The following is a 13,902-nucleotide window of genomic DNA, read 5'->3' as shown; positions in this document are numbered from 1 at the left end:
CCGTTGAGCTTGTCACCCCCATCGCACTGGAAAAGGAACTCCGTTTCGCCATCCGTGAGGGCGGCAAGACAGTCGGTGCCGGCGTCGTCACCGAGATAATTGAATAAAGGGGAATTACAATGCGGCAGAGAATCAGGATATGCCTGAAAGCATTTGATCACAGATTGCTCGACCAGTCTGTGAAAGAGATTGTCGACGCGGCGAAGAAGACAGGGGCGCAGGTGATTGGTCCAGTACCGCTACCGACAAGGATACAGAAGTTCACAGTCTTGAGATCTCCGCACATCGATAAGAAGTCACGGGAACAGTTTGAGATCCGTACACATAAACGGTTGATGGACATCGTCGATCCCACACAGCAAACGGTTGATGCCCTTATGAAGCTGGAACTCGCGGCCGGAGTCGATGTGGAGATCAAATCTTAGGAGCAGGTTATGGCAGTCACAGACATACTGAACATAGAGGGTGCAAAGGTTGGGGAAGTTGAAATAAAGGACGAGATCTTCAACTGCGAGGTCAAAGAGCATCTTATCCATGATGTTGTGAAGATGCAGCTTGCACGACGCAGAAGAGGGACTGCGAAGACAAAGGGCCGGACAGAAGTCTCCGGCGGCGGTCGCAAGCCCTATAAACAGAAGGGTACAGGGCAGGCCCGGCGCGGTTCGTCCCGTTCGCCCGTGATGGTAGGCGGCGGTGTAACCTTCGGGCCTCAGCCGAGGGATTATAGCTACACGGTCCCCAGGAAGGTGAGGAGAAGCGCATTGAGGTCGGCCCTTACCGTCAGACATACCGCTTCGAACATGAAGGTTCTCGATAAACTTGAGTTGGCCGACATCAGCACGAAGACATTTTTCGGGATCGTCAAGACATTGAGCCTGACCAAGCCTTTGTTCATCATCGACCAGAAGGATGAGACAGTCGAGAAATCAGCGCGGAACATTCCTTACGTGAAGGTGCTGAGGGTGGAAGGCCTGAACGTTTATGATATTATCCGCCACGAGCAGCTCATCATGACCGTTGAGGCGCTGAAAAAAGTTGAAGAGGTGCTTGCATCATGAACGAATACGATATCATCCTGCGGCCCATCATTACAGAGAAAAGCACGCTGGTGAAGGAGACTGGGAACCAGTACGTCTTCGAAGTCCAGCGAAGCGCAAATAAAATAGAGATCAGAAAGGCCGTGGAGAAGCTCTTCAAGGTCAAGGTTCTCGATGTCCATGTGTCGAACATGGAAGGAAAGAAGAAACGTCTCGGACGCTACGCAGGCAAGCGGTCAGATTGGAAGAAAGCCATTGTGAAGCTGAGTCCGAAGGACAAAATCACGATTTTTGAGGGTGCGTAAAATGGGCGTGAAAGAATTTAAGCCAACTTCCGCCGGCAGGCGTTTTATGAGTGGACTTACCTTTGATGAGATCTCGAAGGACAAGCCTGAAAAATCCCTGCTGAAACCGATCAAAAAAACGGGCGGACGGAATCACAGCGGAAAGATAACGACGAGGCATATTGGCGGCGGGCACAAACGGCGGCTGCGTATCGTCGATTTCAAGCGGACCAAATTTGAGATCCTGGGAAAGGTTGCGGGGATTGAATACGATCCGAATCGTTCGGCGAATATCGCCCTTATCCATTATATAGATGGTGAGAAACGTTACATCCTGGCGCCGCTGGGAGTCAAGGACGGCGACACGGTGATCGCCAGCATGAAACCGGACACGGAGATCAAGGAAGGCAATGCTCTTCCGTTGAAGTTCATTCCCCTGGGAACATTCGTCCATAACATCGAGATGAAGCCCGGCAAAGGCGGACAGCTTGCACGGAGCGCGGGAAGCTACGCGCAGATAGTGGCGAAAGAGGGCGAGTACGGACACCTGCGGCTTCCTTCGGGCGGTGTGCGGCTGGTTAATCTTTCCTGCATGGCTACGATCGGCCAGGTTGGAAATATCGATCACGAGAATATCACCGTCGGAAAGGCGGGCAAGCCGCGCTGGCTTGGTGTCAGACCAACTGTCCGCGGTACCGCGATGAACCCCGTTGACCATCCTCTCGGGGGCGGTGAGGGCAGGTCAAAAGGCGGCAGGCATCCCTGTTCACCCTGGGGCCAGCTGGCCAAGGGTAAGAAAACCCGTAAAAACAAACGGACAGATAAGTTTATCATTAAACTGAGAGGTTAGGAGGTTCTTGTGGCACGTTCCGTCAAGAAAGGGCCATTTTTAGAGGACAAGTTGGCGAAGAAGGTCGACGAGGCGAGGGAGATCAAGGGTTCTAAAGTGATCAAGACATGGTCGCGGCGGTCCACGATCACCCCCGATTTTGTGGGGCTTACCTTCGCGGTTCACAACGGCAAGAAGTTCATACCGGTTTTCGTGACTGAAGAAATGGTTGGCCACAAGCTGGGTGAGTTCTCACCGACACGGACTTTCCACAGTCATTCCGGCGATAGAAAGTCGAAAGTGGCGAAGAAAAAGGATTAATGCAATGGAAATCACGGCGAAAACTCGAATGATTCGTGTATCACCCCGGAAGGTGCGCATCGTCGCTGACCTGATCAGGCAAAAGAACGTCAACGATGCTTCAGGGCTTTTAACTTATATGCCGCAGAAGGGCGCCTTCATATTGAAGAAGCTTCTCGACAGCGCGATAGCCAATGCCCGGCAAAAGAAATACGTCGACATCGATAACCTGTACATCAAGACTATCATGGTGGACGGCGGCCCCGTCCTGAAGCGCTTCATGCCTCGGGCGATGGGGCGCGCAACGAAAATACGCAAGAGATTAAGCCATATAACGCTCATCCTGGATGAAGCATAGACTTGGAGGATAAATGGGTCAGAAGGTAAACCCCTTCGGTTTCAGGCTCGGGGTCATCAAGACTTGGGATTCTAAATGGTTCGCGTCGCGCAACTACGCGAAGTTTCTTCACGAGGACCTGATCATCAAGAAGTTTCTGAAAAAGAAACTCTATCAGGCCGGCATCTCGAAGATTGAGATAGAGCGTGCTGCAAACAAGGACAAACGTGCGAAGATAAACATCCATACATCGAGACCGGGTCTCGTGATAGGACGCAAGGGCGCCGAGGTTGAAAACCTGAAGCGCGAATTGCAGCGGATCACGGACAAAGAGGTGATCCTCAACATCACCGAGGTGAAACGGCCTGAGACGGATGCGCAGCTTGTTGCTGAAAACGTGGCGTTGCAGATCGAGCGCAGGGTTTCATTCAGACGGGCTATGAAGAAGAACGTCCAGCAGGCGCTGAAGTTCGGTGCCAAGGGCATAAAGGCAATGTGCGCCGGCAGGCTTGGCGGCGCAGAGATGGCGCGGACCGAATGGTATCGTGAAGGCAGGGTGCCCCTGCAGACCATTCGGGCCGATATCGACTATGGCTGTGCAGTCGCGTCCACAAAGTATGGCGTGATTGGTATAAAGGTTTGGATATTTAAAGGAGAAGTATTTCAGGAGGCTCGGTAATGCTTGCACCAAAAAGGGTAAGATATAGAAAAGTTATGAAAGGTACCCTTAAGGGCGTCGCGCATCGGGGGAACGTGGTCAGCTTCGGCGACTTCGGGCTCCAGGCCACGGAAGGCGGATGGATCACATCCCGGCAGATCGAAGCGGCCCGTATCGCCCTTACGAGATATGTCAAGAGGACAGGCAAGGTCTGGATCAGGATATTTCCCGATAAGCCCATAACGAAGAAACCTGCGGAGACAAGGATGGGCAAGGGAAAAGGACCGAATGAAGGTTGGGTTGCCGTCGTGAAGCCTGGCAGGGTCTTATACGAGATCACCGGTGTTCCCGAAGAGAAGGCGCGCGAGGCCCTCAGAATTGCTTCCTTCAAGCTCCCTATCGGTACCAAGTTCATTGCACGAAGTGAGGAACAATGAAAGCGAAAGAACTGAAGGAACTGACGAAAGAGGAGCTGGAAAGAAGGAAGAAGGATCTCAAGGAAGAGTTGTTCAACCTGAGATTTCAGCATTCTACGGGGCAGCTTGAGAATACGGCACGAATGAATACGCTGAAGAAGGACGTCGCCAGGATAGAAACCGTCTTGAGCGAGAAGGAATAAAGGCTTAAAGAGGTTCCCATGGAAGCGAAACGTGAAATAAACAAGAGAAAGATGGTCGGCAGGGTCATCAAGGACAAGATGGACAAAACGGTTGTTGTAGAGGTCGAGAAGTTCCTCAAACACCCGAAGTACCACAAGTTTATTAAGAGGAAACTGAGATACAAAGCACACGACGAGAATAATTCCAGCAAGACGGGTGACCGGGTCTTGATTGTCGAGACGAGGCCTCTGAGCAAGGACAAGCGCTGGCTCGTGAAAGAGGTTGTCAGGCACGAGGAACTTTTCTTGGTCAAGAACGAGGTGGCGCATGATTCAGGAGAGATCTAAACTCGAGGTGGCCGACAATTCCGGTGCGAAGAAGCTCGGGTGCATCAAGGTGCTCGGCGGGTCAAGAAAACGCTATGGAACAGTGGGGGACATCATAGTAGCATCCGTGAAAGAGGTGATTCCCAACTCGAAGGTGAAAAAAGGCGAGGTGGTCAAGGCCGTTATCGTCAGGACAAAGAAGGAGATACGCAGGAATGATGGTTCCTACGTGAAGTTCGACGACAATTCTGCGGTCATCATAAATCAGTATAACGAGCCGGTGGGTACGCGCATCTTTGGACCCGTGGCGAGAGAGCTCCGGGCCAAAAGATTCATGAAGATCGTGTCCCTGGCGCCCGAGGTTGTGTGAGGTAATCATGGAAAAGGTTTATCACGTAAAGAAGAATGACCTGGTAATGGTGACGACCGGAAAGGACAAGGGAAAGACCGGGAAGGTCCTCAGGATCAACTACAAGAAGGACCGGCTGATCGTCGAGAAAGTCAACATGGTGAAGAAGCACGTGAAACCGAGCCAGAAGGCGAAGGGCGGCATCATGGAAATGGAGAGCTCGATCCATGTTTCAAACGTCATGATCTACTGCGAGAAATGTTCAAAGCCCGTCCGTACAGGAAAAAAGATCCTTGAAGACGGCAAGAAGGTGCGTTTCTGCAAGAAGTGCGACGAGGTCATCGATAAGTAAGCGGGAGGCGGTCGTTGAATACTTATAGAGAGTTTTACGAAAAGGAAGTGAAATCGGCTCTTGTGAGACGGTTTCAGTATGAGAATATCATGGAAGTGCCCAAGATCGTAAAGATCACCGTGAATATCGGTCTCGGCGAGGCGCTGCAGAATATCAAGGCCCTCGATGCAGCTTCGGGCGATGTCAAGCTGATCACCGGTCAGAAACCGGTCATCACGAAGGCGAAGAAATCCATCGCTTCTTTCAAGCTCCGCGAAGGGATGTCCGTGGGTTGTATGGTGACTCTGCGCAGGGAGAGGATGTATGAATTCTATCGCAAGCTGGTGACCATCGTACTTCCCAGGGTGAGAGACTTCAAGGGGGTCTCCCCTAAGTCCTTCGATGGCCGGGGTAATTACACCCTTGGATTGAAAGAGCAGATCATTTTCCCCGAGATCGAGTACGACAAGATCGACAAGACCAGGGGAATGAACATAACGATTACAACAACGGCGAAGACGGATGAAGAAGGCCATGAGCTTTTGAAACTCATGGGTATGCCTTTCAGGCGTTGACGGAGGAGTGCATGGCAAGAAAAGCAATGATAGAAAAGACGAAGAGGGCGCCGAAGTTCAAGGTGCGCGTGCGTAACAGATGCGCTGTCTGCGGCAGGCCGAGAGCCTTTATCAGGAAGTTCCAGATGTGCAGGGTCTGCTTTAGGTCCTATTCCCTGAGGGGCGAGGTCCCCGGCGTTTTAAAATCAAGCTGGTGAGGTGGTAAAATGGGTATGGTTGATCCAATAGCAGACATGATGACGAGAATCCGCAACGCCATCACGGCGCGTCATGAAACGGTAGACATTCCGTATTCAAACATCAAATTCTCCATTTCCAAGATTCTCAAGGAAGAAGGTTATGTGAGAAACTATAAGACTTTTGTTGATGAAGGCAGGAAGAAGTTCCTCAAGGTCTACATCAGCTACGATGAGAACTCCAGCAGCGTCATTACCGGTCTCAAGACGATCAGCAAACCGGGAAGGCGCGTCTATGCGAAGGTCTCCGAGATGCCGAAGCTCCGCAACAGGACGGGCATCGTTGTTATCTCCACGTCGAAGGGTCTTATGACGGACAGGAATGCGATGAAGAACAAGGTTGGGGGCGAGCCCCTCCTCGTGGTCTGGTGAGGTATAAGGTATGTCGAGGATAGGGAAAAAACCAATAATACTCCCGCAGGGAACTAAACTGGAACTTAAAGAGGGCGAGGTTTTCGTGACTGGCCCCAAGGGTTCACTGAAAAGGCCGTTCCTGAAAGGATTGACGCTGGGCATCGACGGCAGCATCGTAACGGTGTCCCGCGAAAGCGAAGAAAAGACCATCAGAGGCTACCATGGGCTGATGAGGACACTCATTGCCAACATGGTGGACGGAGTGTCGAAGGGATTCGAGAAGAAGCTTGAGATCATCGGGATAGGGTATCGGGCGGAGTTCCAGCCCGGCAGCTTTACCTTCTATCTCGGTTATTCACATCCCATCGTCTTTACCCTTCCGGAAGGCATCACCGGCGGGCTTGAAAAACAGACGCAGGTTTCGATCCAGGGGATAGACAAAGAACTGGTGGGACAGGTAGCCGCAAAGATACGCGCCTTGAGAAAACCCGATGCTTATAAGAACAAGGGCATCAAGTACGCCGATGAAGTCCTGAGAAAGAAAGCAGGCAAGAGCGGGAAATAAGGAGTAGCGGTATGCACAGAAAGGACAAAGTCGAAGCCCGGCAGAGACGTAAACGGAGAATAAGGAAGAAGATCCAGGGCACCCAGAATAAACCGAGACTTACGGTGTTCAAGAGTATCAAGCAGATCTATGCACAGCTGGTGGACGATACCCAGCAGCGGGTCCTCACCGGGGTTTCAACGCTCAATAAAGAAGTGCAGGCCGGGTTGAAGAGCGGCGGCAACAGTGATGCCGCAAAAAAGGTCGGTGAAGCGATCGGCAAGAAGGCCCTTGGGCTTGGTATCACCGAGGTCGTTTTCGATCGCAATGGCTTCAAGTACCACGGAAGGATCAAGGCACTCGCCGACGGAGCGCGTGAAGCCGGGCTAAAATTTTAACGGGAGGTTGTGTTGGTTGAAAGAAAGCGAATAGACGCAGGCGATCTCGAGTTGCAGGACAGGCTTGTTTACATTAACCGTGTCGCGAAGGTTGTCAAGGGTGGCCGCAGGTTCTCTTTCAGTGCCATTGTTGTTGTCGGCGACGGTAATGGAAAGGTCGGTTTCGGACTGGGCAAGGCCAACGAAGTCCCTGATGCAATACGAAAAGCCGTTGAAAGGGCGAAAAAGAGCCTTATAGAAGTTCCCGTGGACAAAGGGACCATCCCTCACGAGATCATGGCAAAGTTCGGAACGAGCCAGGTGTTCATGAAACCTGCACGGGAAGGCACCGGCGTTATCGCCGGCCGCGCCGTCCGGGCCGTGGTCGAGGTGGCGGGGATCACGAATATCCTTACGAAGTGTTATGGCTCCAGGAACTATCATAATGTGGTGAAGGCAACGATCAGAGGCCTTTCCCTGTTGAAGTCGCCCGAAGTGGCATTGAGACAGAGAGGCAAATTGAAAGTCGAGGAGGGGTAGGATGAGCCACCTCAAAATAAAATGGACGAAGAGCTTCATCGGGTGTCCCGAGGACCAGAGGGCCACGGTCAGGAGCCTCGGTTTCAAAAGGCTGTACCAGGAAAAGACGGTCAAGAACACGCCGGAGATCAGAGGTATGGTAAAAAAGGTGATTCACCTTGTTACAGTATTGGAGGACGCTCGTTGAAACTATCAGATCTTAAACCAGTCCCTGGATCAAAGAAGAGCCGCAAGCGCGTCGGCCGGGGAACCGGATCGGGGCTCGGAACAACCGCGGGTTATGGCAACAAGGGCCAGCGGGCAACGAGCGGCGGAACGAAGGGAAAGAGCTTTGAGGGCGGGCAGTTGCCGCTTACCAGACGGATTCCCAAGAGAGGCTTCAAGAATCCCTTTCGCAAGGAATACTGCGTCATCAATATCGGCGACCTCGAGGTCTTCAAAGGCATGGAAAAGGTCGGCATTGAAGACATCCTGAGATCAGGCTGCATTAAGAAGATAAAAGACGGGATCAAGCTTCTTGCCGTGGGAGACATAGATTTCCCCATAAAAATATCGGTTCACAAGGCATCACAGAAGGCCATAGAGAAGATACGGGCCAAGGGTGGTGACGTGGAGGTACTCGTTTAATGGGAGGTTTCCAAAATATTGGAAAGATCCCCGAGTTGAAACGCCGGATCCTATGGACCCTCGGGTTGCTTGCAGTGTACCGGGTCGGCATCCACATACCTACACCGGGTATCGACGGAAATGTTCTCGCGGGCATCTTTGAACAGGCCAAGGGAACTCTGCTCGGATTTTTCGATATGTTTGCCGGCGGCGGGTTGGAGAGGCTCTCCATCTTTGCCCTCGGGATCATGCCTTATATATCGGCGTCGATCATACTGCAGCTCCTGACCGTCGTCATACCCACCCTCGAGAAGCTCTCGAAGGAAGGCGAGGCGGGACGAAGGAAGATCACCCAGTATACACGGTACGGCACGATCGTCATTAGTATCATTCAGGGGCTTTTTATTGCCATAGGTCTGGAACAGATGCGTGGAGCCGGCGGGGAGGCCGTTGTTTTCAACCCCGGATGGAGCTTCAGGCTGATGACGATGATCACGCTGACGGGCGGCACATCCTTCATTATGTGGCTCGGGGAGCAGATCACAGAGAAGGGCATAGGCAACGGGATCTCCCTTATCATTTTTGCCGGCATCGTGGCGCGTATGCCGAATGCAATTGCCGGAACGTTGGGTCTCGTGAATACCGGTGAGCTTAACTGGTTCGTGGTGATTATTCTTGTGGCGATGATGTTTGCTGTCGTCGCCTTCATAATATTCATGGAGACCTCGCAGCGAAGGATCCCCGTGCAATATGCAAAGCGGGTCGTCGGACGAAAGATGATGGGCGGTCAGGCGACGCACCTGCCGCTGAAGGTCAACACGGCAGGCGTGATTCCGCCGATCTTCGCCTCATCGATTATCATGTTCCCTGCGACGATCTCGAACTTCATCACCCACCCGTATGCGAAGAAGGTCGCTGAGCTGTTCACGCCAGGGTCGGCGCTCCACGAGGTCTTCTACGTGGGCTTTATCATCTTCTTCTGTTATTTTTACACCGCCATTGTTTTCAATCCCGATAACGTGGCGGACAACATGAAGAAGTACGGCGGTTACATTCCGGGCATCAGGCCCGGGAAGCGGACCTCGGAGTACATTGACAGGGTTCTCACCCGTGTGACCTTCATAGGGGCGATATATGTCTCCTTTGTGTGTGTACTGCCGACCATGCTGGTGAAACAGTTCAATGTGCCCTTCTATTTCGGCGGCACGGCCCTTCTTATTGTCGTCGGCGTTGCCCTGGATACTGTTCAGCAGATAGAATCCCATCTCATTCTGAGACACTACGATGGACTGGTGAAGAAGTCGCAGCGGATAAAGGGACGGCGATAGGTGAAGAATGGAAACGTACCGGCGGAAGAGCGCCCTGAGATGAGGAATGATCTTTCTGAAAACTAGTGAAGAAATCGAGAAGATGCGCGTCGCCAGCGGGAAGGCGATGGAAATGCTTCTCTATCTGAAAGATTTTGTGAAGGCAGGCGTAAAGACGCTGGAGCTGGAAACGGTATGCGAGGAAAAGATAAAAAAGGCTGGGAATGTAAAGGCGGCTTTTAAGGGGTACAACGGGTTTCCTTATTGCCTGTGCGTATCCATAAATGATGAGGTTGTGCATGGCATGCCCTCTGAACGGCAGTTGAGAGAGAACGATATTGTGAGCATTGATTTTGGCCTTCTTTATGAAGGATATTATGGAGACGTTGCAATGACCTACGCTGTGGGGGGTATCTCAAAGGCCGCCCGGAAACTCCTCGAGGTGACGGAAAAGGCCCTGCATTGCGGTATCTCCGAAGCCCGGGAAGGCAACAGGCTGCACGACATCTCCCACGCCATACAGGAACATGTCGAGGGAGAGAAGTTTTCCGTTGTGAGAGAGTTTGTTGGTCACGGGATAGGACGAAGCCTTCATGAAGAACCTCAGCTGCCCAATTACGGAGTAAAGGGGACGGGCCTCAGGCTGAAGGCTGGCATGGTCTTCGCGATAGAGCCGATGGTGAATATGGGAGAGAGCGGAGTATACATCAAACAGAACGGTTGGACCGCCGCCACGAAGGATGGGAGCCTGTCAGCTCATTTTGAACACACCGTTGCCGTTACCGGCAACGGTCCCGTGATATTGAGTCGGGCATAGAGAGGTAAAATGCCAAAAGGCGAAGGTATAGAAATTGAGGGTACGGTCGTAGAGCCGTTGCCTAACGCGATGTTCAGGGTTGAACTTCCCAATGGCCACAAGGTGCTGGCCCATGTATCCGGAAAGATGCGGATGCATTACATAAAGATACTCAGGGGAGACAAGGTCGTTGTCGAGCTGTCGCCATACGATCTTACACGAGGCAGGATCATTTACCGCGTTAAGTAGGAGGATAGCATGAAGGTAAAACCTTCGGTGAAGAAAAGATGTGACAAATGCAAGATTATCAAGCGAAAGGGTATTGTCAGGATCATTTGCGAAAACCCCAAGCATAAACAGAAACAGGGTTAAGGAGGCAAAAGGTGGCACGAATTGCTGGTGTTGACATACCGAGGGAGAAGAGGATCGAGGTATCCCTGACCTACATTTATGGCATCGGGAGAACGCTTTCCAACAAGATCCTGATTCAGGCCGGGATCGATCCGAACAAGAGGACCAATACTCTCCTCGATGAAGAGATCGCGAAGATCAGGGATATTCTGGAGACTGAATATAAGGTCGAAGGTGATCTGAGAAAAGAAGTGAGCATGAACATCAAGAGGCTCATGGATATCGGGTGTTACCGCGGCCTCAGGCATAGAAGAAGCCTTCCGGTGCGTGGACAGAGGACGAAGACGAATTCCCGTACCCGTAAGGGTCCCCGGAAGACTTCGATGAAACGAAAATAACGACGAGGTGGTGCGTACATGGCTAAGGTCAGAAGAAGCGGTAAGAAAAAAGTAAAAAAGAATATCCCCGTCGGTGGAGCATATATACAATCAAGCTTCAATAACACGATAATTACGATCACCGATCCGCAGGGCAACGTCGTGTCGTGGTCGAGCGGAGGGGTCGTGGGTTTTAAGGGTTCGAGGAAGAGCACGCCCTTTGCCGCCCAGCTTGCCGCGGAGAACGCCGCAAAAAAGGCAATGGAACATGGGCTCAGGACAGTCGATGTCTATGTGAAGGGCCCGGGAGCAGGACGTGAGGCGGCGCTCAGGGCACTCCAGAGTGCAGGGTTAAAGATCCACCTCATCCGCGACGTAACGCCCATTCCCCACAACGGCTGCAGACCGCCGAAACGCAGAAGGGTTTAAAGGAGGCACGAATTGTCACGATATGTTGGACCATCATGCAAGTTATGCCGGCGAGAGGGCATAAAGCTTTTCTTAAAAGGGGAAAGGTGCTACACGGAAAAGTGTGCCATTGAGAAAAGGAATTATCCCCCAGGGCAGCACGTCGATACCAGGAGCAAGGTCATGGAATACGCCATGCGCCTGAGGGAAAAGCAACGTGCTCGCAGGATCTATGGACTCAGCGAGAAACAGTTCAGAAGGTTTTTTGTCATGGCCGAACGCAAGGACGGCATTACGGGTACCAACTTTCTCATCCTTCTCGAGAGGAGGATTGACAATATGGTATTTCGCCTCGGTTTTGCGACATCACGCAAGGAAGCGCGTCAGCTGGTTTCGCATAGACACATTGCCGTCAATGGCAAGACAGTGAGTTCTGCATCCTTCATGGTGAAGGTGGGGGATGTCATAGAGGTCAGGCACAAGGATCTGCCGGCCGTTGTGAATGCGCTGGAATCTGTGGTGCGCAGGGGCGTGCCCTCGTGGATCGATCTCGACAAGGACAACATGAAGGGCGGCATCAAGCTCTTACCGACCCGTGACGATATCTCGCTACCGATCAAGGAGCAGTTGATCGTAGAGTACTATTCAAGGTAGTTACTACCCCAAGGAGGGTGCATGCCTATGTTTGAAAAAAACTGGCAGGAGCTTATCAGGCCAACCAAGATCGAGATAGAAAAGAAAGATGGCGGTTATGTAAAGTTCTCCACCGAGCCTTTCGAAAGGGGATATGGTGTCACGATCGGCAACTCGCTCCGCAGGGTGCTGCTTTCATCGATCATGGGTGCGGCGATAACGTCGGTCTGGATAGACTCCGTAGACCATGAGTTCTCCACGGTGCGCGGCGTCAAGGAAGACGTTACGGAGATCATCCTCAACCTGAAAAAGGTCGTCGTCAGAATGACGGACGACAAGCCGGCTCTTTTGAAGATCGACGTGAAAGGCAAAAGGGAAGTGAAAGCGGGAGATATCACCCACGACGGCGGCGTGGAGGTCGTGAATCCCGATATGCATATAGCGACACTCTCCAGCGACGCCAGGCTTTACATGGAGATGAAGGCGAAACTTGGCCGCGGTTATCAGCCTTCGGAGCAAAATGTTGATGAGGCGGATCCCATCGGTACCACGCCCATCGATGCAATATTCTCACCCATCAGAAAGGTAAGCTACAATGTCAGCCAGGCCAGAGTGGGCCGGCGGACGGATTATGACAAGCTTTCCATGGAGATCTGGACCGACGGCAGCGTCGATCCCCTTGACGCCCTTTCGTTCGCCGCGAAGATAATCAAGGAGCAGATGAGGATCTTTATAAACTTCGATGAGATAGAAGAGGCGGAATCGGCTGATGAAAGAGGGCAGGAAAAGCCCGATTTCAACGAAAACCTTTATCGCAGTGTCGACGAACTCGAGCTTTCCGTGAGAAGCGCGAACTGCCTGAAGAATGCGGATATCAAGTACATAGGGGAACTGGTCCAGAAAACGGAGCAGGAGATCCTCATGACAAAGAACTTCGGAAGGAAGTCTTTGAACGAGATTAAAGAGATTCTTTCTTGTATGGGACTTCGGCTTGGTCTAAAATTGGACAGTTTCCCGGCCAGAGAAGAACTTGACAAGATGGTTCTCAAGAAAAAAGATCACATGTAGGGGTTGACGACCATGAGGCATCAGAACAGAGTGAAGAAAATGAATCGAACAAAGAGCCACAGGGATGCATTATTCATGAACCTTGCCAATGCCCTGTTCGATCATGAGAGCATAAAGACAACGAACCCGAAAGCAATGGAGCTCAAAAAGGTGGCCGACAGGCTCATCACGCTTGCGAAGCGAAAGGACCTCCATTCCCTGCGACTCGCCTTTGCCTTCTTGAGGGACAAAAAGGTCGTCAGGAAGCTTTTTGGCGATATCGGCGACCGTTATGTTGCCATAAACGGCGGTTATACGCGTGTGGTGAAGATAGGTCGCAGAAAGGGCGATGCCGCGCCGATGGCGATCATCGAACTGACGCAGAAGAAGGAAGCCGAGAAGGAAAAAGAAAAGGGTAAGGCGGAGAAGGGTAAGGCAAAAGAGAAAAAGGAAGCGAAGCCCGCCGCAGAGAAAAAGGAGAAGGCGCCCGCCAGGAAGAAGGCCGCACCCAAGCAAGAGGCGGGGGCAGTCGAGGAGACAAAACCGAAGAGAACGAGAAAACCGAAGGTGGAAAAGAAGGCGGAAGAACCAACGGAAGGAACTGAAAACGCCTAAAAGATATTGGGAGATCGTTCAACGGCAGGACAACGGACTCTGACTCCGTGAATCAAGGTTCAAATCCTTGTCTCCCAGCCAAATGA

The 13,902-nt window shown here is 52.0% G+C and carries 29 protein-coding genes, 1 tRNA gene and 1 pseudogene; all 31 read left to right on the top strand.

Annotation, left to right across the window (positions count from 1 at the left end):
• A partial coding sequence (locus PHC90_12775; GenBank protein MDD3847214.1) for a hypothetical protein occupies window positions 1-107 on the top strand: 107 nt, incomplete at its 5' end.
• Between the two features lie 12 nt (window positions 108-119).
• A complete protein-coding gene (gene rpsJ / locus PHC90_12770; GenBank protein MDD3847213.1) occupies window positions 120-425 on the top strand; it encodes a 30S ribosomal protein S10 in 306 nt (101 codons plus the stop codon).
• Between the two features lie 9 nt (window positions 426-434).
• Window positions 435-1,058 (top strand): 50S ribosomal protein L4, encoded by a 624-nt coding sequence (rplD, locus tag PHC90_12765; GenBank protein ID MDD3847212.1) that lies wholly within the window; start codon window positions 435-437, stop codon window positions 1,056-1,058.
• On the top strand, window positions 1,055-1,342 hold the full coding sequence (locus PHC90_12760) for a 50S ribosomal protein L23 (GenBank protein ID MDD3847211.1): 288 nt from the start codon (window positions 1,055-1,057) through the stop codon (window positions 1,340-1,342). Before rplD ends, PHC90_12760 begins: the two co-directional genes overlap by 4 nt.
• Before the next feature lies 1 nt (window position 1,343).
• Window positions 1,344-2,171 carry a 50S ribosomal protein L2 gene (gene rplB, locus PHC90_12755; protein ID MDD3847210.1) on the top strand — a complete coding sequence of 276 codons (828 nt, stop codon included), beginning with the start codon at window positions 1,344-1,346 and terminating at the stop codon, window positions 2,169-2,171.
• Between the two features lie 9 nt (window positions 2,172-2,180).
• Entirely contained in the window at window positions 2,181-2,471 is a 291-nt protein-coding gene (gene rpsS / locus PHC90_12750; protein MDD3847209.1) for a 30S ribosomal protein S19, read from the top strand.
• Between the two features lie 4 nt (window positions 2,472-2,475).
• Complete coding sequence (gene rplV / locus PHC90_12745; GenBank protein MDD3847208.1) at window positions 2,476-2,808, top strand: 50S ribosomal protein L22; 333 nt, start codon at window positions 2,476-2,478, stop codon at window positions 2,806-2,808.
• 13 nt (window positions 2,809-2,821) lie between these two features.
• Window positions 2,822-3,466: a 30S ribosomal protein S3 gene (gene rpsC, locus PHC90_12740; GenBank protein MDD3847207.1), complete on the top strand. Its 645-nt coding sequence runs from the start codon at window positions 2,822-2,824 to the stop codon at window positions 3,464-3,466.
• Window positions 3,466-3,882, top strand: coding sequence for a 50S ribosomal protein L16 (rplP, locus tag PHC90_12735; GenBank protein ID MDD3847206.1), 417 nt, complete (start codon window positions 3,466-3,468; stop codon window positions 3,880-3,882). Before rpsC ends, rplP begins: the two co-directional genes overlap by 1 nt.
• Entirely contained in the window at window positions 3,879-4,064 is a 186-nt protein-coding gene (gene rpmC, locus PHC90_12730) for a 50S ribosomal protein L29 (GenBank protein ID MDD3847205.1), read from the top strand. The genes rplP and rpmC overlap by 4 nt, the downstream gene beginning before the upstream one ends.
• A gap of 18 nt (window positions 4,065-4,082) precedes the next feature.
• Window positions 4,083-4,391: a 30S ribosomal protein S17 gene (rpsQ, locus tag PHC90_12725; GenBank protein MDD3847204.1), complete on the top strand. Its 309-nt coding sequence runs from the start codon at window positions 4,083-4,085 to the stop codon at window positions 4,389-4,391.
• Complete coding sequence (gene rplN, locus PHC90_12720; protein ID MDD3847203.1) at window positions 4,372-4,740, top strand: 50S ribosomal protein L14; 369 nt, start codon at window positions 4,372-4,374, stop codon at window positions 4,738-4,740. The genes rpsQ and rplN overlap by 20 nt, the downstream gene beginning before the upstream one ends.
• A 7-nt stretch (window positions 4,741-4,747) precedes the next feature.
• Entirely contained in the window at window positions 4,748-5,071 is a 324-nt protein-coding gene (gene rplX / locus PHC90_12715) for a 50S ribosomal protein L24 (protein ID MDD3847202.1), read from the top strand.
• Between the two features lie 14 nt (window positions 5,072-5,085).
• The gene (gene rplE, locus PHC90_12710; GenBank protein MDD3847201.1) at window positions 5,086-5,625 is read left to right on the top strand and encodes a 50S ribosomal protein L5; all 540 of its coding nucleotides are present in this window, start codon (window positions 5,086-5,088) and stop codon (window positions 5,623-5,625) included.
• Window positions 5,626-5,636: 11 nt separating this feature from the next.
• Entirely contained in the window at window positions 5,637-5,822 is a 186-nt protein-coding gene (locus PHC90_12705; protein MDD3847200.1) for a type Z 30S ribosomal protein S14, read from the top strand.
• Between the two features lie 9 nt (window positions 5,823-5,831).
• Window positions 5,832-6,233, top strand: coding sequence for a 30S ribosomal protein S8 (gene rpsH, locus PHC90_12700; protein MDD3847199.1), 402 nt, complete (start codon window positions 5,832-5,834; stop codon window positions 6,231-6,233).
• Window positions 6,234-6,243: 10 nt separating this feature from the next.
• A complete protein-coding gene (rplF, locus tag PHC90_12695) occupies window positions 6,244-6,780 on the top strand; it encodes a 50S ribosomal protein L6 (protein ID MDD3847198.1) in 537 nt (178 codons plus the stop codon).
• Between the two features lie 11 nt (window positions 6,781-6,791).
• Window positions 6,792-7,157 carry a 50S ribosomal protein L18 gene (rplR, locus tag PHC90_12690; GenBank protein MDD3847197.1) on the top strand — a complete coding sequence of 122 codons (366 nt, stop codon included), beginning with the start codon at window positions 6,792-6,794 and terminating at the stop codon, window positions 7,155-7,157.
• 30 nt (window positions 7,158-7,187) lie between these two features.
• Window positions 7,188-7,676, top strand: coding sequence for a 30S ribosomal protein S5 (gene rpsE / locus PHC90_12685; protein ID MDD3847196.1), 489 nt, complete (start codon window positions 7,188-7,190; stop codon window positions 7,674-7,676).
• 1 nt (window position 7,677) lies between these two features.
• Entirely contained in the window at window positions 7,678-7,863 is a 186-nt protein-coding gene (rpmD, locus tag PHC90_12680; GenBank protein MDD3847195.1) for a 50S ribosomal protein L30, read from the top strand.
• Window positions 7,860-8,303, top strand: a complete 444-nt coding sequence (gene rplO, locus PHC90_12675; protein ID MDD3847194.1) for a 50S ribosomal protein L15 — start codon at window positions 7,860-7,862, stop codon at window positions 8,301-8,303. The genes rpmD and rplO overlap by 4 nt, the downstream gene beginning before the upstream one ends.
• A complete protein-coding gene (secY, locus tag PHC90_12670) occupies window positions 8,303-9,610 on the top strand; it encodes a preprotein translocase subunit SecY (GenBank protein ID MDD3847193.1) in 1,308 nt (435 codons plus the stop codon). Before rplO ends, secY begins: the two co-directional genes overlap by 1 nt.
• 46 nt (window positions 9,611-9,656) lie before the next feature.
• Window positions 9,657-10,406 (top strand): type I methionyl aminopeptidase, encoded by a 750-nt coding sequence (gene map / locus PHC90_12665; GenBank protein MDD3847192.1) that lies wholly within the window; start codon window positions 9,657-9,659, stop codon window positions 10,404-10,406.
• Window positions 10,407-10,415: 9 nt separating this feature from the next.
• Complete coding sequence (gene infA, locus PHC90_12660) at window positions 10,416-10,634, top strand: translation initiation factor IF-1 (GenBank protein MDD3847191.1); 219 nt, start codon at window positions 10,416-10,418, stop codon at window positions 10,632-10,634.
• 9 nt (window positions 10,635-10,643) lie between these two features.
• Window positions 10,644-10,757 (top strand): 50S ribosomal protein L36, encoded by a 114-nt coding sequence (gene rpmJ / locus PHC90_12655; GenBank protein MDD3847190.1) that lies wholly within the window; start codon window positions 10,644-10,646, stop codon window positions 10,755-10,757.
• A gap of 11 nt (window positions 10,758-10,768) precedes the next feature.
• The gene (gene rpsM, locus PHC90_12650) at window positions 10,769-11,134 is read left to right on the top strand and encodes a 30S ribosomal protein S13 (GenBank protein ID MDD3847189.1); all 366 of its coding nucleotides are present in this window, start codon (window positions 10,769-10,771) and stop codon (window positions 11,132-11,134) included.
• Between the two features lie 18 nt (window positions 11,135-11,152).
• Window positions 11,153-11,542, top strand: a complete 390-nt coding sequence (gene rpsK, locus PHC90_12645; GenBank protein ID MDD3847188.1) for a 30S ribosomal protein S11 — start codon at window positions 11,153-11,155, stop codon at window positions 11,540-11,542.
• A gap of 12 nt (window positions 11,543-11,554) precedes the next feature.
• A complete protein-coding gene (rpsD, locus tag PHC90_12640) occupies window positions 11,555-12,175 on the top strand; it encodes a 30S ribosomal protein S4 (GenBank protein MDD3847187.1) in 621 nt (206 codons plus the stop codon).
• Between the two features lie 27 nt (window positions 12,176-12,202).
• Entirely contained in the window at window positions 12,203-13,222 is a 1,020-nt protein-coding gene (locus PHC90_12635) for a DNA-directed RNA polymerase subunit alpha (GenBank protein MDD3847186.1), read from the top strand.
• 12 nt (window positions 13,223-13,234) lie between these two features.
• Window positions 13,235-13,579, top strand: a pseudogene (gene rplQ / locus PHC90_12630) (50S ribosomal protein L17).
• A 244-nt stretch (window positions 13,580-13,823) separates the two neighbouring features.
• A tRNA-Gln gene (locus PHC90_12625) sits at window positions 13,824-13,897 on the top strand.
• Window positions 13,898-13,902 lie beyond the last annotated feature (5 nt).

It is taken from the genome of Syntrophorhabdaceae bacterium (assembly GCA_028698615.1).
Lineage (GTDB): Bacteria > Desulfobacterota > Syntrophorhabdia > Syntrophorhabdales > Syntrophorhabdaceae > Delta-02.
This window is presented reverse-complemented; position numbering and strand designations above follow the sequence as displayed.

Bases quoted from the DNA above. Each gene is read 5' to 3' on its own strand.
- rpsQ (MDD3847204.1), top strand. From the start codon at position 4,083: ATGGAAGCGAAACGTGAAATAAACAAGAGAAAGATGGTCGGCAGGGTC.
- rplX (MDD3847202.1), top strand. From the start codon at position 4,748: ATGGAAAAGGTTTATCACGTAAAGAAGAATGACCTGGTAATGGTGACG.
- rplR (MDD3847197.1), top strand. From the start codon at position 6,792: ATGCACAGAAAGGACAAAGTCGAAGCCCGGCAGAGACGTAAACGGAGA.
- PHC90_12760 (MDD3847211.1), top strand. From the start codon at position 1,055: ATGAACGAATACGATATCATCCTGCGGCCCATCATTACAGAGAAAAGC.
- rpmC (MDD3847205.1), top strand. From the start codon at position 3,879: ATGAAAGCGAAAGAACTGAAGGAACTGACGAAAGAGGAGCTGGAAAGA.
- infA (MDD3847191.1), top strand. From the start codon at position 10,416: ATGCCAAAAGGCGAAGGTATAGAAATTGAGGGTACGGTCGTAGAGCCG.
- rplB (MDD3847210.1), top strand. From the start codon at position 1,344: ATGGGCGTGAAAGAATTTAAGCCAACTTCCGCCGGCAGGCGTTTTATG.
- rplP (MDD3847206.1), top strand. From the start codon at position 3,466: ATGCTTGCACCAAAAAGGGTAAGATATAGAAAAGTTATGAAAGGTACC.
- rplD (MDD3847212.1), top strand. From the start codon at position 435: ATGGCAGTCACAGACATACTGAACATAGAGGGTGCAAAGGTTGGGGAA.
- rplV (MDD3847208.1), top strand. From the start codon at position 2,476: ATGGAAATCACGGCGAAAACTCGAATGATTCGTGTATCACCCCGGAAG.
- secY (MDD3847193.1), top strand. From the start codon at position 8,303: ATGGGAGGTTTCCAAAATATTGGAAAGATCCCCGAGTTGAAACGCCGG.
- rplN (MDD3847203.1), top strand. From the start codon at position 4,372: ATGATTCAGGAGAGATCTAAACTCGAGGTGGCCGACAATTCCGGTGCG.
- rpmD (MDD3847195.1), top strand. From the start codon at position 7,678: ATGAGCCACCTCAAAATAAAATGGACGAAGAGCTTCATCGGGTGTCCC.
- rpsH (MDD3847199.1), top strand. From the start codon at position 5,832: ATGGGTATGGTTGATCCAATAGCAGACATGATGACGAGAATCCGCAAC.
- PHC90_12635 (MDD3847186.1), top strand. From the start codon at position 12,203: ATGTTTGAAAAAAACTGGCAGGAGCTTATCAGGCCAACCAAGATCGAG.
- rpsC (MDD3847207.1), top strand. From the start codon at position 2,822: ATGGGTCAGAAGGTAAACCCCTTCGGTTTCAGGCTCGGGGTCATCAAG.
- map (MDD3847192.1), top strand. From the start codon at position 9,657: ATGATCTTTCTGAAAACTAGTGAAGAAATCGAGAAGATGCGCGTCGCC.
- rpsJ (MDD3847213.1), top strand. From the start codon at position 120: ATGCGGCAGAGAATCAGGATATGCCTGAAAGCATTTGATCACAGATTG.
- rpmJ (MDD3847190.1), top strand. From the start codon at position 10,644: ATGAAGGTAAAACCTTCGGTGAAGAAAAGATGTGACAAATGCAAGATT.
- rpsK (MDD3847188.1), top strand. From the start codon at position 11,153: ATGGCTAAGGTCAGAAGAAGCGGTAAGAAAAAAGTAAAAAAGAATATC.
- PHC90_12705 (MDD3847200.1), top strand. From the start codon at position 5,637: ATGGCAAGAAAAGCAATGATAGAAAAGACGAAGAGGGCGCCGAAGTTC.
- rplF (MDD3847198.1), top strand. From the start codon at position 6,244: ATGTCGAGGATAGGGAAAAAACCAATAATACTCCCGCAGGGAACTAAA.